Below are 22,530 nucleotides of genomic sequence, written 5' to 3'. Positions count from 1 at the left end.
GTTCCTCGCATTTCGAAAGGTGCCAAGGGACTATAGCCATCATCCATTCGGGATAGGTTAAGCAGCCATTCACTACAAGCAGATTCAGAGCCAAAACTGACCTTGGTGGAAGACTGAAATCTTTCCCGTTAAATAAACGTCGTTAGAACCTAAGAAGTCCGGTGCGACTCATAGTCGTCGCTTCCTTACGAGCGTATTCAAGCTTGCTGCGCCTTCTGTACACCCCGTCCATTCCACCAAACTAGCAGGTAGATCAACGTGGCGACGCTCCCTGCAACCGCCATTACTGTGAAGACCAGAGCGGCTTGCCCCGGCATGAACTCCAACAGTGAGGTCAGAAACTGGCCCGAGAAAATAGCCATCGACAGGTAGGCAAAATTGCGGCCGCGGCGTGCGGTGGGTGTGCGCTCCACTGTCATGTGGTTGACCAGCGGAATCGAGAAGCCGAACCCTATACCGGAAAAAAGGGCGCCGAGACTCATTAGCTGCATGTCCTCGGCGAGTCCGAACAGGATCAAACTGACCGTGATGCTTGCAAAGGCCAGCGTCAGGGTGATGTTTTCGCCGATCTGTCTGGCAATCCGAGGCAATAGCATGGCCGCTACTACCGCTACCAATGAGATGGCAGCAAGAAAGAGGCCGATTTGCATCTCGCCCAAGCCCATGCCGGATAACTCTAGTGGTAGCAACACAATGGGCGTGAAGAACAACATCATCGCTGCTGCGGCTGCCAAGTAGACCCATCCCATGCCAGTGCCAGAATCAGAGGATGTATCTGCCGCTATGCCAGCTTGTTCATCTGAGGGGGTGCGACGGGGTACCCATGCGCGCAACATCAACAGCATGACCCAAGCCAGCAGGTAGATCGCAAAGGGCCAGTACCAGCCGATCCCGGCCAGAATGCCGGCGGCCATTAGGAACAACACACCACCTAGCTCGATAGCCATGCCTTGCTGGGCGAGCATCTTCAGACGCTCATGCCCCTGATACCAATGCGAGATAAGGCTGGTGCCAGAGACCATCACCACAGCTGTAGCGCCTCCCAATAATACGCGGTCGGCAAACACCAGTGCCGGGCCTGCCAGCATGGCGCCAGCTATGCCCAGTAGACCGTAGCTGGCTAGACCAATTTGCAGCGCTGTATAGGCACCAACACGGTCTATCAATCTCCCAGCCAGCGGCGCAAAAAGAATCACACCCAGTGCTGGGAGGGTGACCAGCCAGCTGGCGTGGCTACTCACGCCCAGAGCAGAAGAAATGATGGCCAAACCGGGCGCTACTACCGTGCCCACCATGATGATCAGGCAGGCCACGGCCAGCAGGGTGAAGCGTCCGCGTGACGAGAGAGAAGCTGGGAGGGGGCTGGGCTTTTCAAACATGAGCATGAACCTTGTTTGATGAGGTCGCGGTGGGTTTGAATCGCCGCTAGTCACACGCCGCTATCCCTCTGTATTTTTAGATGCCCATGCATTCTGTTGAAAACCCGCATCAGCGGGCTTTCTTATGACAGTCAGTAGCCGGTGAGAATGTTAATGATCACGCCAGTGCCGACGACAACCAGCACATAATCGCCGTTGATGCGCAACCAACGATGGTTCTTCGGTGGAGCAGGCAAGTGGCGCGACCGCCAGTCCGTCACCCAGTAACGATCGGCGCGATAAGTTTTAGCGACGACGTGGCCACGTTTCCACTGGGAATGAGGCACCGGCATGCCGGGCTGTGGACGGAAGCCCGGGTCACGATAGCTCTGTTTTTTGTCCGGCCCATTGTACTTCTGTTGATTACTCTGATGCTGGTGGTCCTGCGGCGTTCCGGGTTGAGCAAAGCTGGCCAAGGGAGCGCTGAACATCAGCGCGGCGCAGATCACTGAAAGTGTCTTTTTCATCTGATGGTGGTCCTGTACTTGTGAATGACCGGCCAAAACGTTGTCGATGCCGGGTGCGATGGTGTTATCAAATCACAGTTTCAGGGGTGTAAACCTCAGGCTAAGGTAAAGGTCCGGTAAAGGTATGTAAGGACGACCTTCACACCGATATCTGCCTGTCACCACAGACCGCTTTGGGTCGTTAGCTGCCTGTCACGAATGACCACAATCGACCCAATATAGGTAGACGCTTAGTATCAATATCGGGTTTGTCCCCGATTGTTCAGTCTTTTCGCCGAACCAAGGCCAGGTACACAGCTGACGGGCTCTTGGCGGGATCAATGTAGTTCGCATTGGACAGATCACACAGCTGGACAGGCTCCAATACCATTTCCAGATTTGGTGCCCCTTCGTACCAGGGGGCATCATCTTCCAGTCCCGCAGCGAAGGCTTTCAGCAGGTCATGGGGACTCTCGAAATCCCGCTTATAAGAGTAGTTGCCGGACTGGTCGTCATAAAATTGTGAGAACACCAACATCACTACTCCCCACCTCTTCACGCTGTCATTGCAGGATACATCAGGAATCACTTTCGCTAAGTCACGGCGAATTTCCCAGACCTTCTGGTAAGTATTCTTATTGTTATGGATTACTTTGAATTCGATGGAAATTGGCGGCTCCTGTTGCCGTTGGTCTTCTATCCACATGTCCACTTTTTTTCTTTCTGCAGCAATCAACCAGCGGGGCACATTGAGGCGATAGTCCAGGGGTTCTGCCAACCCGAAAAGGGCGCGATTGGTGTCCAGCAATGCTGCCGACTCCAGGCTCAGCCAGTGCTCCGGCGCAGCGGTGACGACCAGCGAGGACAGCATTTGCCGGCGCTCGTCTTGTTGCAGATGTGTTGCCAGATAATCAAAAAAAGACGGGACAAAGGACATTTTATGAGCCTTGAGGTGCAGAACATGTCGGAAAGTTAATGGGCGTGAAGCTCTAAAGCAGATTTCAAACGCTGGGTGATGTCGTCAAGCAATTGCTTGGGCTTGCGAATCTGGATTGAGCCAGCATGGGACAGAATCCACCACTTCAACTCCCAGCTGTCATTCAGGGTTGCGGTCAAAATCGCTCCGTTGTCCTCCTTGATCAGAGTCATGTCAGCTGCGATGGGCGTCTCAGAAAGGAGACGGAATAGGCCATCATTGACCCACGCCTCAAGTTGTATCTGGGCAGTGCTGCCGAATTGCATCGCGCCGTTTGAGAGATAGTTCTGCAAGTCGAAATCGTTTGGCTTCCGACTGACGGACGTCAGCAGTGTGACTTGCTCGAAGCGATGCAGAGCAAACTGCCGAACATCGTCGTATAGTTCAGCTGTTGCGAGCAGGTAGGTGACCTGGCCGCGCTGGATTAATGCCAGCGGGTTAAGCATTAAGTTGCGGGTTTGATCCTTGTGAGCGGCGTAGTAACGACACTCCAGTTGTTTGTCATAAAGCAGAGCTTGCTGAACGGTTTCTACATGATCTTCATCGACTTGCGGCGCTATCAAATTCAGCTCAGGGTGAACGCAGGCCACCTTGTCTGGCCAGCGAGCCGAAGCATTCGAATTGTTTAGCGCGTCTATTTTCTGCCGGGCTTGGCTGAATAGTGGTGTCAGACTTTTCGTCATGTATACGGGGAGCAAGGGGCGGATGCTGTCCTCCACCAGACGCAATGTGAGCGCTTCAGCCAAGCTGATGCCTGGCATGCTTGCTGAGCTGCCTGGTGTCCAGTACCAGCCGTATGGCGTGCCCTTATCGTTGCACTGCAACGGGAATATCTGTGACAGCTCTACCAAATCACGTTCTACAGTCCGTTTACTCGCATCATGCCCTGCAGATTGAAGGCGGCTCTGCAGTTCGAGTGCGGTCAGTCCCGGCGCGCGGTTGGGTAATAGCTTGAGCAGCTCCCACTGACGGGCCAGAGTGCGGCGGGTAGAGTTGGCTGGCAAACTGGGCATCCTTGTCATGTCGAGGGGTGGCTAGGATGCCGTCTTTTGCTGTTGGGCGGCAACTGTGGTCGGCAAAGATGACATCTGTCAGTCATCAGGCTCCCCGAGAAGCAACACAACAGGAGGCTCGCAGGAGTAAATCTTCATGCCTGATTTCAATAAGCTGAGATTAGGGTTGGCTTTCTCTATCGCGGCTTCCAGCTCGATATACATACTCAGGGAGAGATCGACCGCACCGAATAGAATGGCGAACAGTGTCTTGTACCTGACTTTATCGAGCTTTGAATTGGGTGCGTGCGGTGGGTGATCGTAACTAATCAGCTCATAGCGCAATCGACGACTTTGGCTAACTTTGAGCACCTGTAGGAAATCAGCCAAATCGGTGCAAACCATTCCAGTACCGAACAGCGACTCTCGAAGGTACTGCATCGAGTGCTGAGCCCAGTCATGAAAGTTGTCCGCCCAAGGGCTTGGCGTATACACCAGTTGGTAGCCATGCTCGGGCATCTCCCGCGAATAGGATTCCTGATCGAGATAGATCAGTGCAGAAGCGTGGGTACCCCATCCGAAGTAGTCCAGTGGCGCATTAACTACAAAGCAGATATCACTCTGCCCTAGCTTCGCTTGCGCATTGGCGTCTCTTTCGAGGCTGGTGTGCATGGTTTCGTACAGCAGACTGAAGTCCATAACCTGCATACGTAAGCTTTCCGGCAGGTGCATCTCTAATTCGTCCATGAGGCCGCCTCAGTCAATAGTCTTCAAGCGAATGATCTTGCGCTCCCGCGCCTGCTTCACCAGCCAAGCAATCAGCTCGGCGTAGTTGATGTCCTCAGTCTCGCTGATCGCTTTGCGTGACTCTTCCAGGCTGCTGATCATTGACTGAATTGCATGCACATCTATGAGGTGGGTCAAACCAGCACGTGCCATTAACGTAACCGGCTCAAGCAGGGCGTCAAAAGCATCCTGTTGAATCAACAAGCGTGATAAACGATTGAGTTGCTCGCGGATGCTGATTGGCGGCTCGTCCGAGGAGAGAAAGCCGGCGAGATTGATGATGCGCCGGCCCAAACGTTTGCTATGCGAAGCGTCTTGCAGAAGGGCTTCGAGATTTTCCTTGATCAGGCGATCCATGATGTGTTTCCAGTGATGTTCTCGACTGGAAGCATGGAGTACATGTGCGACGAAATATGTCGCGCATAAAGAACTATAATTTTCAGTTACCTATGCTGGAAGAGGAGTGAAGTCTGACCCGCGCTTTATCTTGTAGGTCTATTCAAATGTCCCCTTCTGGCCGGCAACTGCCCCCCACAACAACCCACGCCCACACTCACAATCGCCCAGATAACCCACCCCGCTGCCCTGCCCGCGCAATCGCGTCCCATGCCACGTAGAATCGCAGCGTGAAACAAGGACTTGAGGTTGCAGCGGTGGATCTACAGCAGGGTTTTGTCCTGACCCGACACTGGCGCGATACGCCGGCCGGTACGCATGTCGAGTTCTGGTTGGCAACCGACGCCGGGCCGCGGCATATCCGCCTGCCGTGTCAGCCCTCGGTGGCGTTTATTCCTGCCGAGCAACGCGCGTTGGCCGAGGCGTTGCTGCGCGGGGAACGTGACGTCGAATTGCGCCCGCTGGAGCTGTGCGACTTCCACCATCGGCCGGTGCTCGGCCTGTATTGCCGCCAGCATCGCCAGTTGATGAATATCGACAAGCTGCTGCGCAAGGCCGGGGTCGAGGTGTACGAGGCCGATATCCGCCCGCCGGAGCGCTACCTGATGGAGCGCTTCATCACCGCGCCGGTGTGCTTCGGTGGCACGCCGGACGCCAGCGGCATGCTGCTCGATGCGCAGATGAAGCCCGCCCCGGACTATCGCCCGCGCTTGAAGCTGGCGTCCCTGGACATCGAAACCAATGCCCAGGGCGACCTGTATTCGATCGCCCTCGAGGGTTGCGGCCAGCGCCAGGTGTATATGCTCGGGCCGGCCAACGGCGCGGACACGCCGCTGGATTTCGCCTTGGAGTACTGCACCAGCCGCCAGCAGTTGCTGGAGAAGCTCAACCAGTGGCTGGCCGCCCATGATCCCGATGCGATCATCGGCTGGAACCTGGTGCAGTTCGACCTGCGTGTGTTGCACGAGCACGCCCAGCGCCTGCAGGTGCCGTTGCAGCTCGGTCGCGGCGGCGATGCGATGGGCTGGCGCGAGCATGCCAGCCGTAACAATCACTTCTTCGCCGAGGCCGCCGGGCGACTGATCATCGACGGCATCGAGGCGCTGCGCTCGGCGACCTGGAGCTTCTCCTCGTTCAGCCTGGAGAACGTCGCGCAAACCCTGCTCGGCGAAGGCAAGGACATCGCCACGCCGTACCAGCGCATGGACGCCATCGACCGGATGTTCGCCGAGGACAAGCCGGCCCTGGCGCGCTACAACCTCAAGGACTGCGAGCTAGTCACGCGGATCTTCGCCAAGACCGAGATCCTCACCTTCCTGCTCGAGCGCGCCACCGTCACCGGCCTGCCTGCCGACCGCAGCGGCGGCTCGGTCGCGGCCTTCTGCCACCTGTACATCCCGCTGATGCACCGCCAGGGCTTCGTCGCGCCGAACCTTGGCGAGCGACCACCGGAAGCCAGCCCCGGCGGCTTCGTGATGAACTCGCAGCCCGGCCTGTACGAATCGGTGCTGGTGCTCGACTACAAGAGCCTGTACCCGTCGATCATCCGCACCTTTCTGATCGATCCGCTGGGGCTGGTGGAGGGCATGCGCCAGCCCGAGGACAGCGAGTCGGTGCCGGGCTTTCGCGGCGCGCGCTTCTCGCGCACCCGGCATTGCCTGCCGGCCATCGTCGAAAGCGTCTGGCAGGGCCGCGAGGCAGCCAAGCGCGAGCACAACGCGCCGCTGTCGCAGGCGCTGAAGATCATCATGAACGCCTTCTACGGGGTGCTCGGCTCCAGCGGCTGCCGCTTCTTCGACCCGCGCCTGGCCTCCTCCATCACCCTGCGCGGCCACGAGATCATGCGCAGGACCCGCGAGCTGATCGAGGCCGAAGGCCATGCGGTGATCTACGGCGACACCGACTCGACCTTCGTCTGGCTCAGGCGCGCGCATGGCGAGGAGGAGGCGGCGCAGATCGGCCGCGCCCTGGTGCAGCGCGTCAACCAGTGGTGGCGCGCGCACCTGCGCCAGGAATACGACCTGGAAAGCGCCCTGGAGCTGCAGTTCGAGACCCATTACAGCCGCTTCCTGATGCCGACCATCCGCGGCGCCGAAGAGGGCAGCAAGAAGCGCTACGCCGGGCTGGTCACGGCGGCGGACGGCAGCAGCGAGATGGTCTTCAAGGGCCTGGAAACCGTGCGCAGCGACTGGTCGCCGCTGGCCCGGCAGTTCCAGCGCGAGCTGTATCTGCTGATCTTCAACCGGCAGCCCTACCAGGACTATGTGCGCGACTACGTGCGCCGCACCCTGGCCGGCCAGCTCGATGAGCATCTGATCTACCGCAAGCGCCTGCGCCGTAGACTGGACGACTACCAGCGCAATGTGCCGCCGCATGTGCGCGCGGCGCGCATGGCCGACGAATACAACGACCAGCAAGGCCGCCCGCGCCAGTACCAGAATGGCGGCTGGATCAGCTACGTGATCACCCTCGCCGGCCCCGAACCGCTGGAAACCCGGCGTACGCCCATCGACTACGAACATTACCTCACGCGCCAGCTCCAGCCGGTGGCAGACGCCATCCTGCCGTTCGTGGGCGACGACTTCTCCCGCCTGGTCGGCGGCCAGCTCGGCCTGTTCTGAGCACGCCGAATCCCCCCAACCCAGCGCTAGAGCCTGTTCACATCGCGGAGCGCAGCAAAGGCAGGTACGCGGGGCTTTCGGAGATCGAGTTGTGGCCCTTGTCCGGGATGACCTTAAGCGTGGCCACGCCGGGCGCGAAATGCCGGTAGAGCGCCTCGGTACTCGAACGTGGAATGATTTCGTCCTGTTCGGCCGCGATCAGCAGGGTCGGCACCTTGATGCGCGCGGCATAGGTCGAGGATTCGAACTTGTCCTTGAGCAGCCACTTAATCGGCAGGAAGGGGAACTGCCGTGCGGCGATCGTCTGCAGGCTGTCGAACGGCGTGATCAACAGCAGGCGTGAGGCCGGGCGTTGGCTGGCCAGACGAATGGCGACCCCCGTGCCCAGGCTGCGCCCCATCACCACGGTCTGCGGATGCGCGGCATGCACCCGGTCGAACAAGGCCAGGGCATCGCGCTGAATCGCCTCCTCGGAGGGCGACCCGGCACTGCCCGCAAAACCGCGGTAGTGCAGCAAGTAGAGCGCATGTTCGGGAAAGGCCTGGGAAAACTCGGCCAGATTCCGCGAAACGTCCTCGGCGTTGCCACCGAAGTAGATCAGCGCATTCGGGCCGGCGTGGGGCCTGACTGAAACCAGCACCTCGCCATCGTCCACTGGCAGCCTGAGCAGTGTGTCGGGCTGGCTGATGGAGAGCGGTTGCGGGAAGTAGATGAGGCTGCGCTGGAACACCAACAAGGCGACGCAGATCGCCACGTACAAGGCGGCAAGCACTGCCAGGATCGAAAGTATTCGCGACATGCGGTTAGCTTCTCTTCGGCTATGCGGCCGAGCTGAATGACTGCGACGGATCGCGTTCAGGGGGTGTGAAAATATCGAGCGCCGTCGCGAAACCGACGCGGGGCGTTTGCAGGCGGGAATTTTGTCACAACCGCTCAAAACTTCAGCATAGGTTTATACGCCCTGCCCCGCTAAGCTCGTCGTGTCATCCCAAAATCGAACTCTCACAGGAGCCGTCATGAGCATAACCCGATACGAAACAGCTGCACGAATGAGCCGAGTCGTGGTGCATAACCAGACCGCCTATCTATGCGGGCAGGTCGCAGAAGACCGCAGCGCCGGAATTCAGGAACAAACGCGGACCATGCTGGCCAAGGTCGATACCTTGCTGGAATCGGTCGGCAGCAATCGCGAACAGCTGCTGTCCGCCACCATCTACATCAAAGACATGAGCCTGTTCGCCGAGATGAACAGCGTCTGGGACAGCTGGGTGCCAGCGGGTTTCGCCCCTGCCCGTGCCTGCGTGGAAGCCTCGATGGCCAGCCCTGAACTGCTGGTAGAAATCTCGGTGATTGCTGCCGTCAGCCGTTGATTGCAGATGAGCCGTTGCGCGGATATCGACCTTGGCGTTGATCGCCAGTCATCCCGCGCGCCGGTTGTCTAAGGCGGATTACTGCTTATTCAGCCAGGATGAATCAGCAGTAATCCCCCGCCGAGCGCAGCTGAATGGAGCGCAGCCGCCGATTCAGGACCGCATGGTTCGCTCAGGTCCGGGCGCTATTGCTGGGGTACAGACGATCTTGCGTCATCTATCCGTTGCACAAGCATCCTTTGTCAGCAGCTGTGTTGCGCCGCCTAATAGCAGCGTTACGCGGCCTGTTGCTCTGCTCCAGGCGCAGCAGAACATCCGCTAGGGCACACCGACTCAAGGAACCTACCCATGCTGCTTGGCAAACCCCTCACCACCTGGTGCGACGAATACCCGCTGCTCAACCAGTTGATCGCGCTGCAGGAGACCAGCTGGTTCAATCCGCGAATCGCCTGTGCGGCCGAGGCCTTGCAGGATGTCGGGCTGACCCAGACAGACGTCGACGACGCCAGCGCGCGCCTGTTGCGCTTCGCCCCCTACATCGCCCGCGCATTCCCGGAGACCGCAGGCAGTGGCGGGATCATCGAGTCGAGTATCCGCGCGGTGCCGCACCTGCAGGCCCTGCTGGGCGAACGCTATGGACTCAACGGGGGCGGTGCGCTGTGGCTCAAGCAGGACAGCCATCTGCCCATCTCCGGATCGATCAAGGCGCGCGGCGGCATCTATGAGGTGCTCAAGCATGCCGAGGAGCTGGCGCTGGCCGAAGGCTTGCTGCAAATAACCGACGATTACGCCCTGCTCGACAGCGATGCGGCCCGGGCCTTCTTCGGCCGCTACAAGATTGCCGTCGGTTCGACCGGCAATCTCGGCCTGTCGATCGGCATCATCAGCGCCCGCCTAGGCTTCCAGGCGACGGTGCATATGTCGGCCGATGCGCGGCAGTGGAAGAAGGACAAGCTGCGCGGCCATGGCGTGACTGTGGTCGAGTACGCCTGCGACTACAGCGTTGCGGTGGCCGAGGGGCGCAAACAGGCGGATGCCGACCCCTGCTGCCACTTCGTCGATGATGAAAATTCGACCAGCCTGTTTCTCGGCTATGCCGTCGCCGCAGAACGGCTGAAGCAACAATTGGCCGCCGCGGCGATCAGCGTCGATGCCGAGCACCCGCTGTTCGTCTACCTGCCCTGTGGCGTCGGCGGTGGCCCAGGCGGAGTGGCCTTCGGCCTCAAGTTGGCGTTTGGCGATGCGGTGCATTGCCTGTTTGCCGAGCCCACTCACTCACCCTGCATGCTGATCGGAGTGCATACCGGTCGCCACGATGAGGTCTCGGTGCAGGACTTCGGCATCGACAACCTCACCGCCGCCGATGGCCTGGCGGTCGGCCGCCCGTCCGGCTTCGTCGGCCGCGCCATGCAGCGTTCGATCGACGGCTATTACACGGTCAGCGATGAAGAGTTGTATCGCCTGCTGGCGCTGCTGGAAAGCAGCGAAGGCCTGCGCCTCGAACCCTCGGCGCTGGCCGGCGTACCGGGCATGGCCCGCGTGCTCAGCGAGGAGCAAGGCTATCGCGCGCGCATGCACCTGACCCCGGCGCGGATGGCCCAGGCGACTCATCTGGTCTGGGCCACCGGCGGCAGCATGGTGCCCGCGGCGGAAATGGCCGACTATCTGGCCAAGGGCCGGCACCTGTTGCAAGCGGAACAGGCCTGAACCCGGCGTATGCGCTGGCTGCCCTGACCGGCTCGCCAGCGCTCGGTCGCAGTACGCGAGCGTTTTTTCACAACCGCTCATTGCTAGAATGACCTCATGCTCAATCTTCCCCCTCGGCTTGGCGCCGGGCTCAACAGTAGCCAGTTCGCCAACCTGCATACCTTCCTTGCGGCGGCGCGCCATCTGAGCTTTGCCCGCGCGGCAGACGAGCTATGCCTGACGCCGAGCGCCGTCAGCCATCGTATCGGCCGCCTGGAACGCGGGCTGGGCTTGAAACTGTTTCAGCGCCTGACCCGGCAGATTCGCCTAACCGCGGATGGCGAGCGCATCTTCAACATCCTGCAAGGTGCCGTGGGCGAGTTGCTCGAAGCCTTGCAGCAGGCCCCAGGTTCCGAAATCGCCGGGCCGCTGGCGATCTATGTCCGCCCCTCGCTCGCCGAATGCTGGCTGGTGCCGAGGCTGGCCGACTTTACCGCCCGTTACCCCTCGGTTGCCCTGGATATCCGGGTGGGCAACGACACGGTCGACTTCCGCACCCAGAACATCGATTTGGCGCTGTATTTCACCAGCGATACGTTTCCCGGCCTGATCGCCAGCCAACTGATGGACGAACAGATCGCCCCGGTGTGCAGCCCCGAGTATGCCCAGCGCCATGGCTTGCTGGATAACCCGGACAACCTGCAACAGTGCACCCTGCTGCATGACTCCCTGGCCTGGGACAACGCCGCCTATGATGCCGAGTGGCAACTGTGGGCCAGGCACTTCGGGATTGAGGCCACGCTGCCCCAGCGCAGTCTCACCTTCGACCGTTCCGACCTCTGCGTGCTGGCGGCGATCAATCACGCGGGGATCGCCATCGGCCGCTATCAGCTGGTGCAGCAGCGGCTTGAACGAGGCGAACTCATCCTGCCATTCGGCGGCTTCGCGCTGACCAGTCGCTGTCAGTACCAGCTGGTGCACCCAGCCCATGAGCCCATGCCGAGCCGGCTGCAGGTCTTCATCGACTGGCTGCGTGAATGCGTCGCCGCCGACGCCGGGCGGGCATAAAGATAGTCCCAGGGTTTGCACCAGCGCCCCGCTCCGCTACCCTCGCTAGATACCTCAGCGCAAGAAGGATCGCCCCATGTTTCGCATCTCTGCACTCGTTGCCGGCCTGGCCCTGTCTGCCAGCGCTTTTGCCCTGTCGCTCGCCGACCTGTCCCAGCAGGACGCCAGCGGTGGGCTGAAGGACGCCTTGATCCAGGGCGCGCAGGTGGCGGTCAAGCAACTGGGCGCCCCGGGCGGTTTCAGCAATAACCCGCAGGTACGCATCGAGCTGCCGGGCAACCTCGGCAAGGCGGCGAAAACCATGAAGATGATGGGCATGGGCGCCCAGGTGACCCAGCTGGAAGCCAGCATGAACCAGGCTGCCGAAGCCGCCGTACCGCAGGCCCAGGCCTTGCTGGTGAGTGCCGTGCAGAAGATGACCGTACAGGATGCCAAGGGCATCCTCGCTGGCCCGCAGGACTCGGCCACCCAGTACCTGAACAAGAGCAGCCGCGAGCAGATCCGCGCGCGCTTCCTGCCGATCGTCAAGCAGGCCACCGACCAGGTTGGCCTGGCCCAGCAGTACAACGCCTTCGCCGGCCAGGCCGCGAGCTTCGGCGTGGTCGACGCGAAGAGCGCCTCTATCGAAAACTACGTCACCGAACAGGCGCTGGACGGCCTGTTCGAAATGATCGCCAAGCAGGAAGCCAGCATTCGCCAGAACCCGGCCGGGGCGGCGACCAGTTTGGCGAAGAAGGTGTTTGGGGCGTTGTAGTTCGGTGCTGGTTTGGCGGTTTGTCATTCGCCCGCAATGACCCAGACGGCGCCCAAAGCCCCATCTGGTGGCCGCGTGGAATCGCAGCGCAGTCACAGCCGCAGGCTGGTTCGTAGGATGGGTTGAGCGCAGCGATACCCATCAAGCAGGCTGACCAACAACCGCATGGGTATCGCTCTGCTCAACCCATCCTACCCGGTGGTTTGTCATTCGCCCGCAATCACCCCGGCGACGGCCAATGCCAACATCAGCTGGCCGCATGGAAACGCAGCGCAGCCAAACCCGACTGCTGCGGAAACGCTTCAATCCTGCACCCCACGACTACCGGCTCAACACCTGCAGGACGTTTCCTCTTCCCCCTCCGGGCCACTGCAGGTGATCGTGGCGGTGCGGAAATTCAGGTCGACGAACAGGTGGCACCAATGCTCACCGGCGCGCCAGCCCATGGAGACGCTCGACATGTTCGACTGATGCAGTTCGAACTCGCCGGCGAAGGCCGGGTGGGTCGAACGCAGCTCCATCAGGCTGAGCAGACGCTGCACCACTGGGGCTTGCAGGGCCTGCTCGGCCTCGTCCAACGAATAGTAGTGGCGGTTGATTTCCCGCGCCTCGCCCGTTTCTTCCAACAGCTCGGTGTCGTTGTGGCCGGCCAGCAGGCCGACGTAGTAGACCTGCGGAATGCCGGGGGTAAAGAACTGGATCGCGCGGGCGGCGATGTAGGCGTCTTCGTTGCCCTGCAGGGCATCGAAGAAGGTGCAGGTGAGCTGGTAGATCGCGCCGACGCTGTGCACGTTGGCGGCCGAGCGGCGCAGAATGGGGTCGGCGCTGCGTTCCGAGACGTTCTGGATCAGTGCTTCGATATGCTCACGCGGAAGGATTTCCTCCACATCCGGAATGCAGATGCCATCGTGGGTATCGAGCACGGTGATCTGGTTGTGCGGACACATGCGCAGCCAGGACTTGAGGTACTGGCTGTTGCCGTCGAGCAGCGTATACAGCAGCAGGGGCGGCAGCGCGAAGGCATAGGACCACATGCCGCGCGCCGAGATGGCGTACTGCCAACTCGGGTGGTCGTGCACCTCGGGCAGTATCTCTATGCCGCGGGTCGCCGCCGTGTTCTTGAACCAGTCGAGGATTTGCCACACCTGCGGCTCGACCAGAAAGCAGCTGGTGCCGATCTTCTTGGTGGTGTAGCCGAAGGCATCCAGACGCAACAGTTTCACCCCGCGCTCGGCGAGAAAGGCGATGGTGTCGGCCATCATCTGGTAGGTCACCGGCGAGTCGTAGTTGAGGTCGATCTGACGCTCGGTGAAGGTGCACCAGACCCGCCCGCTGCTGCCGTCGGCAAAGGTGATTTCGCGGAACGGTTCCTTTTCCTTGCGGATGTGGATCTTCGCCAGATCGTCCGGGCCGATCTCGCCCAGGCTGTCGACATCGACGAACATCTCGGCCCACTCCGAGTCATCGCCCTTTTGCAGGTAGTCCTGGAACTCCGGCGAGTCATCGGCCAGGTGATTGAGTACCAGATCCAGACAGACATCGTAGTGCGCGGTCAGGCGCTCGATGTCTGCCCAATCGCCGAGAGCCGGGTCGATGCGCTTGTGCGTCAGCGGCGAGAAGCCACTGTCGGCATTCGACGGAAAGGGCGGCAGAACATGCACCCCACCCACCGCGCGACCGAGCTTGTGTTCGACGAAATTGGCCAGGTCAGCCAGGTCCGAACCGATGCGGTTGGGATAGGCGATCAAGTGGACGGTATTTTTCAATGACATGCGAGGTCTCCCTGAATTCATGGAATTTAGTGCAACCCATGCAATGAGCAGCAGAAGACAAACCAGCGCAGGAATCAGGCCTGCAACGCAACGGATTCACGCGCAAAAAACCACGCCTGCCGGCAACTGCCTGCCACAACGGTAACAGCTTGAGCCCGGCCTGTGGGCGGACAGCGCCCGCCAAAATCGGTTCGGCGCCGCGCAAAACGGGACCAACAGCGGGATTTGTAGCCGGGCTGAGCGCCAGTGCAATCCACAGATGCGTTGCGGATCGCACCGCGTTCGGCAGCTTATCCGGCGACCAAAACTGGGTAGGCTCGACGACGCCGTTTTCAGCCAGCATCGCTAATGGCGGATGGATTAAGCGTCATCCACCCGACAATCTCGCAGGGCCTGCAGACCCACATAGGCGCGACAAAAAACGCCGTTCACTTGAGCCAAGTGAACGGCGTTGTTCGGGTAGCGGGCGAGTTAAATCGCCGGATCAGGCTCTTGCTTGACCCGGAACCAGGCGGCGTAGAGTGCCGGCAGGAACAGCAGGGTCAGCGCCGTGGCGACGACCAGGCCGCCCATGATGGCCACCGCCATCGGCCCGAAGAACACGCTGCGCGACAGCGGGATCATCGCCAGCACCGCCGCCAGGGCGGTCAGCACGATGGGCCGGAAGCGCCGCACCGTGGCTTCGATAATGGCGTTCCAACTGTCCATGCCGGCGCTTCTGTCCTGCTCGATCTGATCGACCAGGATCACCGAGTTACGCATGATCATGCCGGACAGGGCGATGGTGCCAAGCATGGCAACGAAGCCGAACGGCTGGCGGAAAATCAGCAGGAACAGGGTCACGCCGATCAGGCCCAGCGGCGCGGTGAGGAACACCATCGCCGAGCGCGAGAAGCTTTTCAGCTGCAGCATCAGCAGGGTCAGCACCACCACGATAAATAGCGGCACCCCGGCATTCACCGACTGCTGCCCGCGCGCCGAGTCCTCGACCGTACCGCCGACGTCCAGCAGGTAGCCATCGGGCAGCGCCGCGCGGATCGGCTCCAGGGTCGGCAGGATCTGTTTGACCAGACTGGCCGGTTGCTCTTTGCCGTAGATGTCGGCGCGTACGGTGACGGTCGGCAAGCGATTGCGGTGCCAGATCACCCCTTCCTCGAAACCGTATTCGAGGATGGCGATCTGCGCCAAGGGCACGCTGGTGCCGCTGTCGGTGGGTATCGCCAGGCTCGGCAATAGACCGAGTTGCTGGCGCTCGCTCAGAGTGCCGCGCAGCAGAATTTCGATCAGTTCGTTGCCTTCGCGGTACTGACTCACCGACGAGCCGGTCAGCGAGCTGCGCAGAAAGCGCGACAGATCGGCGGTGCTGATGCCCAGGGCACGCGCGCGCTCCTGGTCGATATTCAGGCGCACCACCTTGCTCGGCTCTTGCCAGTCCAGGTGCACGTTGGCCACATGCGGGTTGTCGCGCACCTTGTCCGCCACCTCGCGGGCCAGCGCGCGAACCTCGTCGATATGCTCGCCGGAGACGCGCAGCTGCACCGGGTAGCCAACCGGCGGGCCGTTCTCCAGGCGCGAAACGCGCGTACGCAGGGCTGGGAATTCGTCATTCAGGGTGGCGATCAGCCAGCTGCGGATTTTTTCGCGCTCCTCGATGCTTTTCGCCAGCACCACGAACTGGGCAAAACTGGCAGCCGGCAGTTGCTGGTCGAGCGGCAGGTAGAAGCGCGGCGAGCCAGTGCCGACATAGGCGACATAATTGTCGATGCCCTCGTGGCCATCGAGCAGTTGCTCGAGATGCTTGACCTGCTCTGCAGTGGCGTTCAAGGAGGCGCCTTCGCCCAGTTTGAGGTCGACCATCAGCTCCAGACGCCCGGAAGCGGGAAAGAACTGCTGTGGCACGAAACGGAACAGCACTATCGAGGCGACGAACAGCGCAAGGGTCAGCAGGATCACCGTCTTGCGCCGCCGCACGCACCATTGCACGGTACGCCGCACGCGCTGATAGAACGGTGTCGCGTAGGGATCATGCCCCTCGGCGCTGCTGCCATGCTTGGCCGCATGCAACTTGGCCAGGTCCGGCAGCAGCTTGGCGCCCAGGTAGGGCACGAAGACCACGGCGGCGATCCATGACACCAGCAAGGCGATGGTCACCACCTGGAAGATCGAACGGGTGTATTCGCCGGTGCCGGACTGCGCGATGGCGATCGGCAGAAAGCCGGCGGCGGTGATCAGGGTCCCGGTGAGCATCGGAAAGGCGGTGCTGGTCCAGGCATAGCTGGCCGCCTTGATGCGGTCGTAGCCCTGCTCCATCTTGATCGCCATCATTTCCACGGCAATGATCGCGTCGTCGACCATCAGCCCCAACGCCAACACCAGCGCGCCGAGGGAGATCTTGTGCAGGCCGATCCCCAGGTAGTACATGGCGGCGAAGGTCATCGCCAGCACCAGCGGAATCGACAGCGCCACCACCAGGCCGGTGCGCAGGCCGAGGGAGAAAAAGCTCACCAGCAGGACAATGATCACCGCCTCGGTGAGTACGCGAATGAACTCGCCGACGCCGGTCTTCACCGCCGCCGGTTGATCCGAGACCTTGCGCAGTTGCATGCCGGCCGGCAGGGTTTCCTGCAGGCGGGCGAAGTCGATTTCCAGGGCCTTGCCCAGCACCAGGATGTCGCCGCCGGCCTTCATCGATACGGCCAGGCCGATGGCGTCTTCACCCATGAAGCGCATGCGCGGCGCCGGTGGGTCGTTGAAGCCGCGTTTGACCTCGGCTACATCGCCGATGCGGAAGGTCCGCTCGGCCACCCGGATCGGGAAGTTGCGGATGTCCTCGACCGACTCGAAGCGCCCGGTCACCCGCAGCTGCACGCGGTCAGAGACGGTTTCGAAGAAGCCGGCCGCCGCCACCGCGTTCTGCTCTTCCAGCGCCTGTTGCACCACGCTCAGCGGCAGGCCGAGGGTGGCCAGCTTGGTGTTGGACAACTCGATCCAGATCTTCTCGTCCTGCAGACCGAGCAGATCGACCTTGCCAACATCCTTGACCCGCTGCAGCTGCAGCTGCACGCGGTCGGCATAGTCCTTGAGCACCGCGTAGTCGAAACCTGTGCCGGTCAGTGCATAGATATTGCCGAAGGTGGTGCCGAACTCGTCGTTGTAGAACGGCCCCTGAATACCCGGGGGCAAGGTGTGGCGAATATCGCCGACCTTCTTGCGCACCTGGTACCAGAGGTCGGGAATCTCTTCGGAATGCATCGAGTCGCGCGCGATGAAGGTCACCTGGGATTCGCCAGGTCGCGAGAAGGACACGATCCGCTCGTACTCGCCGGTCTCCATCAGCTTTTTTTCGATGCGCTCGGTGACTTGGTTGGCGACTTCCTCGGCGCTGGCCCCCGGCCAGTTGGTGCGCACCACCATGGCCTTGAAGGTGAACGGCGGGTCCTCGCTCTGGCCCAGCTTGGTATAGGAAATACCGCCGACCACCGCCAGCAACAACATGATGTAGAGCACGATCTGACGATTGCGCAGCGCCCAGGCGGACAGGTTGAAATCCATCGAGGCTACTCCTTGGCTGCCAGCTTGACCGTGCGATTATCGCGGTCGACCGGACGCACCTGCTGGCCTTCTCGCAGCACCTGCACCCCGGCGGCGACCACCCAGTCTTGCGCCTGCAGGCCTTCCAGCACCGGCACACTGTTCTCGGCATAAGCGCCGATGCGCACATACGTGCGCTTGAGCGTGGAGTCCTTGGGGTCGACCAGCCAGACGTAGGGCTGGCCTTTCTCGGCGGTCAGCGCCGACAGCGGCACCGACAGCGGCACTTCGCCGTTATGGGCGATAAACACCCGGGCACTTTGGCCCAGCTCGGCCGGCACCTTGCCTGCGCTGAAGGCCACGCGTGCGGCAAAGGTGCGCGACTGCGCGTCGGCTGCCGGGGATATCTCGCGAATCCGCCCGGGGAAGCGCTGATCCGGCTGCGACCAGAGTTCGACCGCCACTGGCTGGTCGACCTTGAAACGCTCGTAGGCTTGTTCGGGCAGGTTGATCGAGACCTCACGCTCGCCATCGGCGGCCAAAGTGAACACGGACTGCCCCGCCGCCACCACCTGACCGACCTCGACCATGCGCCGGGCAATCACGCCATCCTGCGAGGCGCGCAATACTGCGTAACCGGCCTGATTGCTGGCCACATCGAACTCGGCCTTGATCTGCTTGAGGCGAGCCACGCCCGAGCGGTAGAGGTTTTCAGCGTTGTCATATTGCGAGCGACTAACCAGGTTACGCCCCTGCAGGGTCTTGTAACGGTCGCGCTCGGCGCGCACCAGTTGCAGATTGGCCTCGGCCGCGGAGACTTGCGCGCGCATGGCTTCGAGCTGCAAGCGCACATCCTGCGGATCCAGCTCGGCCAGCGACTGATCCTTGCGCACATGGTCACCCACCTCGACCAAGCGCTTGGCGACCTTGCCGCCGATGCGGAAGGCCAGCTCAGGCTCCAGGCGCGCACGCACCGCTCCGGCATAGGCATCCATCATTTCGGTAGCCGGTTGCGGCTGCACCACCATGGCAGGGCGGATAGACTGTTCGACCGGCTCCCCCTGACCACAGGCAGCAAGCAGAACGATGAGACTGACAATCAAGGCATGGCGAAACATGATGGATGACCTTTCGCGAAGGTTTGGAATATTTGTACTGGCGGGTATAGTAGAAATAGCAAACTCACCAGTCCAGTATTAAAAGCAGCCAATGCCAAACAAGTTGTTACCGCCCAGCGGCCCAGGCCGCCCAAAAGACCTCCTCAAGCGCCAGGCCATCCTGGAAGCGGCGAAAAGCCTATTCATGCGCAATGGCTACGACGGCAGCAGCATGGACGCCATCGCCGCCGAAGCCGGGGTGTCCAAACTGACGGTGTACAGCCACTTCACCGATAAGGAGACCCTGTTCTCCGCTGCGGTGAAGGCCAAGTGCGAGGAGCAGCTACCCGAACTGTTCTTCGACCTGACGCAAGGCACGCCCATCGATACCGTGCTGCTGAATATCGGCCGCGGCTTCCACACGCTGATCAATAGCCGCGAGTCGGTGGAGATGCACCGACTGATGGTGGCCCTGGCCGGCCAGAACCCCAAGCTGTCGCAGATGTTCTACGAAGCCGGCCCGCAACGCCTGCTCAACGAGATGCAGCGCCTGCTGAGTAAGGCCGATCAGGCCGGTCAGTTGCGCATCGTCGATGCGCCCCGCGCCGCCGATCAGTTCTTCTGCCTGATCAAGGGCGGCGCCAACTTCCGCCTGCTGATTGGTTGCGCCAGCCCGCAACAAGACGAAACTGCCGAGCAGCATGTGCGGGGCGCGGTAGACATGTTCGTGCGCGCCTATCGGCCGAACTAAGCACCTTGCCGGATTGCACCCGGGCAACGCAGGGCACCACCAATGCGCCGCCCGGAGGCTTTTGTAGGATGCGGCGGGCCGCGTAGGTTTGAGCGCAGCGATACCCATCGGCGATCAGCGCGCAGGCCGGCTATGGCCCTCTCCGGCGATTGCCCCTCGCCTTGGCGCTGGGCCGGCATTGGTCGTGATGGGTATCGCTGCGCTCAACACCATCCTACGGACAGTTCGTAGCCTGCAGCTTCTTCAGCGCATAGATGTCGTAGCGGCTGGTTTTGCCTTCCAGTGCATAAGTCGGTTTGCACCCGTCGATGACCGGCGCCTTGCGCGGGCGCTTGACCACCACCCGGTGGCTGGCCAGGGCCAAGGCTGCAGCCAGCAGGGCCGGGGCATCCAGGTCGTCGCCGACGAAGGGGCGGAACAGGCGCATTTCCTTCTTAACCAGCGCACTCTTGTCGCGATGGGGGAACATCGGGTCGAGGTAAATCACCTGCGGCGGCTCGCTCTGCCACTCGCTGATCAACTCGATCGCGTTGCCGGTCAACAGGCGCATCTGCGCCACTATCGGCCCCACATCCCGATCGACCGCGGCGCGGGCCAGGCCATCCTCCAGCAACGCAGCAATCAACGGCTGCCGCTCGATCAAGGTCAGGTTGCAGCCCAGGCTGGCCAGCACGAAAGCATCGCGACCCAGCCCGGCGGTGGCATCCAGCACGCGGGGCCGCACGCCCGGCTGCACGCCCACCGCCTTGGCGATCATCTGCCCGGTGCCACCGCCGAACAGCCGGCGATGCGCCACTGCGCCCTCGACGAAATCCACCCGCACCGGCCCTGGCGCCTGCGGCCCCAGTTCGACCAGCTGCAAGCCCTGCTCGCCCAGTTGCATGGCAAACTCGGCCTCGCCGCTTTGCGGCAAGCCCAGGCGCTCGGCCCACCCCGCCGCAGTCTCGGCCAGATGCGGGGCCAGGGCTTCCATACGAATTGTGGCGCCAGGTCGTTCGTCATTCATTGGGAAATGTGCTCAAAAAATACTCAATTCGATCTGTATGCGGTCGATCATCAATAACGCGGCATTCTGCCAGAGCCGGCCCTTTCCGGGCGGACCAAGTTCGTCATGTTTGCGCTGATTTAGCGGCTGGACGCACTAGCGGCACATGCGCAGCAACCCCATATCGACATGAAAATGATCGCGATGGGCGACGTTGTACGCCGGTCCGAGCGTGACATTGAAGCTGGCGCAAGCGCCTTTATGCACCAGGTGCAGGAAGCCCGCTTCGGCGCTGTCTTTCGGCCAGTCACGCAGAACGCTGATGCGCCGGCCGTCGCGCAAGCGGAAACCGACGATATCCAGGGCATTGGCCGAGGCATGCTGGCTGCGGCGCTGGCTACCCGCGATGTTACGGCAGGCGAAGCTGCCGACATGCTCGACTTGCACCACCGGCTGGCCGAACACCTCCTGGGCCGCAGGCTGCAAGGCATGCCGCTCGAACAGGGTAAAAGCCGCCGCCAGCGGGCAGGTAGCAATAAAGCTGCTGCTAAACCGCACCGCGGACGCCTGCACCCGCAGGGTATTCTGCAGCGGGCAGTCCGCCGCCGGGCTGCTATCGGCCAGCGCCGTGTAACGCAGCGGCGACGTGGCCAGGGCCTGCTGACAGAGCACAGGATCAGCCTCCAGGCGCCAGAGCTTGAAGGGGGTCAGCAGGTTCGGCGTGACCCTGATATCCAGTGGCGCCCAGGGATTCCAGCGCGGCGGCACATCGAGCCACTGTCGATAGACCGCCAGCGGCACGCCAAGCAAACCCAACACCACCAGCAGTAGCAGAACTCGACGCAAACCCTCAGCCCTTGAACAGATTGTTGATGCGCGCGAACGGCATGCCCTGGCCGGTCGCCACCAGGCTGCCGTGAGCGGCCAATTCCTGCGCCGCCTGGAAGAAGGCGCCATAGGCGACGCGCGCCAGACCGGAGCCGAGACTGACGCGTTTCACCCCCAGTTCGGCCAGCTCATCCAGCGACAACCGCAGGCTGGGCGAGCCCACCAATACGTTGACCGGGCGCGGTGCCACGGCCGTGACCAGCGTCAGAATTTCCTCGCGGGTCGTCAGGCCCGGCGCATAGAGCACATCGGCGCCCGCCTCGGCGTAAGCCACCAGGCGGCGGATGGTGTCGTCCAGATCGAGTCGGCCATGCAGGTAATTTTCCGCCCGCGCCGCCAGGGTGAAGGTGAACGGCAGGCGCCGGGTTGCCGCGACCGCCGCCTGGATCCGCTCGACCGCCAGTTCGAAGGGATAGATCGGCGACTGCGCATCACCCGTGGCATCTTCGATGGAGCCGCCAACCAGGCCGATCTGCGCCGCCAGGGCGATGGTTTCGGCGCAGTGCTGCGGGTCATCGCCGTAACCGTTCTCCAGATCGGCGGCCACCGGCAGCGGCGTCGCCTCGACGATAGCACCGGCGTTAGCCAGGGCCTCCTCGCGACTGATCGCGCCTTCTGCATCGCAGCGGCCCAGAGAAAAGGCCAAGCCGGCACTGGTCGTCGCCAACGCCTCGAACCCCAGGGCCGCGAGCATCTTCGCCGAGCCGGCATCCCAGGGATTGGGCAGCACGAACAACCCGTCGCGCTGGTGCAGGGTGCGGAAAGCCTCGCCACGCTCAACCTGAGTAGACATATCGATCGCTCCTATTTCGATTTCGACCTGCGTGCACCTTAGACCAGACGCCCTGCGCCGCAACAGCCTCAAGGTCGGCCAAGCTACTCAGCCGCGCCCTCGACGAAAGCCAGCGACGCCTGCACGCATGGCAAATAGCGCGCCGCCAGCTGATGGCAACCCCATGCAGCAGCGTGTTCGGCCAGATGCGGGGCCAGGGC

General features: G+C 61.8%; 18 protein-coding genes and 1 pseudogene. 6 read left to right on the top strand and 13 right to left on the bottom strand.

The annotated features are described in order from the left end of the window. Window positions 1-197: 197 nt before the first annotated feature. From VCJ09_RS06290 to VCJ09_RS06265, 6 genes are all read right to left on the bottom strand, one after another. Window positions 198-1,379 (bottom strand): MFS transporter, encoded by a 1,182-nt coding sequence (locus VCJ09_RS06290; protein ID WP_324733594.1) that lies wholly within the window; start codon window positions 1,377-1,379, stop codon window positions 198-200. A gap of 131 nt (window positions 1,380-1,510) precedes the next feature. Beyond that, complete coding sequence (locus tag VCJ09_RS06285) at window positions 1,511-1,885, bottom strand: RcnB family protein (protein ID WP_324733593.1); 375 nt, start codon at window positions 1,883-1,885, stop codon at window positions 1,511-1,513. 262 nt (window positions 1,886-2,147) lie between these two features. Next, entirely contained in the window at window positions 2,148-2,801 is a 654-nt protein-coding gene (locus tag VCJ09_RS06280; protein WP_324733592.1) for a hypothetical protein, read from the bottom strand. Between the two features lie 35 nt (window positions 2,802-2,836). Then, the gene (locus tag VCJ09_RS06275; protein ID WP_324733591.1) at window positions 2,837-3,853 is read right to left on the bottom strand and encodes a helix-turn-helix transcriptional regulator; all 1,017 of its coding nucleotides are present in this window, start codon (window positions 3,851-3,853) and stop codon (window positions 2,837-2,839) included. 78 nt (window positions 3,854-3,931) lie between these two features. After that, window positions 3,932-4,579 carry a hypothetical protein gene (locus VCJ09_RS06270; protein WP_324733590.1) on the bottom strand — a complete coding sequence of 216 codons (648 nt, stop codon included), beginning with the start codon at window positions 4,577-4,579 and terminating at the stop codon, window positions 3,932-3,934. 9 nt (window positions 4,580-4,588) lie between these two features. Next, entirely contained in the window at window positions 4,589-4,975 is a 387-nt protein-coding gene (locus VCJ09_RS06265; protein WP_324733589.1) for a hypothetical protein, read from the bottom strand. A 296-nt stretch (window positions 4,976-5,271) separates the two neighbouring features. Between VCJ09_RS06265 and VCJ09_RS06260 the strand changes: the two genes are divergently transcribed. Next, complete coding sequence (locus tag VCJ09_RS06260; protein ID WP_324734610.1) at window positions 5,272-7,635, top strand: DNA polymerase II; 2,364 nt, start codon at window positions 5,272-5,274, stop codon at window positions 7,633-7,635. A 37-nt stretch (window positions 7,636-7,672) separates the two neighbouring features. Here the strand turns inward: VCJ09_RS06260 and VCJ09_RS06255 are convergent, their stop codons facing one another. Further along, window positions 7,673-8,434 carry an alpha/beta hydrolase gene (locus VCJ09_RS06255; protein WP_324733588.1) on the bottom strand — a complete coding sequence of 254 codons (762 nt, stop codon included), beginning with the start codon at window positions 8,432-8,434 and terminating at the stop codon, window positions 7,673-7,675. 217 nt (window positions 8,435-8,651) lie between these two features. On the opposite strand from VCJ09_RS06255, the gene VCJ09_RS06250 reads away from it, so the two are divergent. The 4 genes from VCJ09_RS06250 (at window position 8,652) to VCJ09_RS06235 (ending at window position 12,513) form a co-directional block, all read left to right on the top strand. Beyond that, on the top strand, window positions 8,652-9,005 hold the full coding sequence (locus VCJ09_RS06250; RefSeq protein WP_324733587.1) for a RidA family protein: 354 nt from the start codon (window positions 8,652-8,654) through the stop codon (window positions 9,003-9,005). 348 nt (window positions 9,006-9,353) lie between these two features. Then, a complete protein-coding gene (gene dsdA, locus VCJ09_RS06245; RefSeq protein ID WP_324733586.1) occupies window positions 9,354-10,712 on the top strand; it encodes a D-serine ammonia-lyase in 1,359 nt (452 codons plus the stop codon). Window positions 10,713-10,808: 96 nt separating this feature from the next. Continuing rightward, window positions 10,809-11,759, top strand: a complete 951-nt coding sequence (gene dsdC, locus VCJ09_RS06240) for a DNA-binding transcriptional regulator DsdC (RefSeq protein WP_324733585.1) — start codon at window positions 10,809-10,811, stop codon at window positions 11,757-11,759. Between the two features lie 76 nt (window positions 11,760-11,835). After that, on the top strand, window positions 11,836-12,513 hold the full coding sequence (locus VCJ09_RS06235; protein ID WP_324733584.1) for a DUF4197 domain-containing protein: 678 nt from the start codon (window positions 11,836-11,838) through the stop codon (window positions 12,511-12,513). Window positions 12,514-12,842: 329 nt separating this feature from the next. On the opposite strand, the gene gtfA is transcribed toward VCJ09_RS06235, so the two are convergent. From gtfA to VCJ09_RS06220, 3 genes are all read right to left on the bottom strand, one after another. Further along, window positions 12,843-14,285, bottom strand: coding sequence for a sucrose phosphorylase (gene gtfA / locus VCJ09_RS06230; protein WP_324733583.1), 1,443 nt, complete (start codon window positions 14,283-14,285; stop codon window positions 12,843-12,845). Between the two features lie 471 nt (window positions 14,286-14,756). After that, a complete protein-coding gene (locus VCJ09_RS06225) occupies window positions 14,757-17,837 on the bottom strand; it encodes an efflux RND transporter permease subunit (protein ID WP_324733582.1) in 3,081 nt (1,026 codons plus the stop codon). Between the two features lie 5 nt (window positions 17,838-17,842). Further along, complete coding sequence (locus VCJ09_RS06220; RefSeq protein WP_324733581.1) at window positions 17,843-18,934, bottom strand: efflux RND transporter periplasmic adaptor subunit; 1,092 nt, start codon at window positions 18,932-18,934, stop codon at window positions 17,843-17,845. A gap of 91 nt (window positions 18,935-19,025) precedes the next feature. On the opposite strand from VCJ09_RS06220, the gene VCJ09_RS06215 reads away from it, so the two are divergent. Continuing rightward, window positions 19,026-19,664 (top strand): TetR/AcrR family transcriptional regulator, encoded by a 639-nt coding sequence (locus VCJ09_RS06215; protein ID WP_324733580.1) that lies wholly within the window; start codon window positions 19,026-19,028, stop codon window positions 19,662-19,664. Between the two features lie 214 nt (window positions 19,665-19,878). Here VCJ09_RS06215 and VCJ09_RS06210 read toward each other — a convergent pair. From VCJ09_RS06210 to VCJ09_RS06200, 3 genes and pseudogenes are all read right to left on the bottom strand, one after another. Further along, window positions 19,879-20,666, bottom strand: a pseudogene (locus VCJ09_RS06210) (class I SAM-dependent methyltransferase). 139 nt (window positions 20,667-20,805) lie between these two features. Next, window positions 20,806-21,495 carry an extensin-like domain-containing protein gene (locus VCJ09_RS06205; protein WP_324733578.1) on the bottom strand — a complete coding sequence of 230 codons (690 nt, stop codon included), beginning with the start codon at window positions 21,493-21,495 and terminating at the stop codon, window positions 20,806-20,808. A 4-nt stretch (window positions 21,496-21,499) separates the two neighbouring features. Continuing rightward, on the bottom strand, window positions 21,500-22,330 hold the full coding sequence (locus VCJ09_RS06200) for an isocitrate lyase/PEP mutase family protein (protein ID WP_324733577.1): 831 nt from the start codon (window positions 22,328-22,330) through the stop codon (window positions 21,500-21,502). Between the last annotated feature and the right edge of the window lie 200 nt (window positions 22,331-22,530).

Source organism: Pseudomonas paeninsulae (genome assembly GCF_035621475.1).
Lineage (GTDB): Bacteria > Pseudomonadota > Gammaproteobacteria > Pseudomonadales > Pseudomonadaceae > Aquipseudomonas > Aquipseudomonas paeninsulae.
The sequence above is the reverse complement of the archived record's forward strand: the minus strand, read 5'-3'. Positions and strand labels throughout refer to the sequence as shown.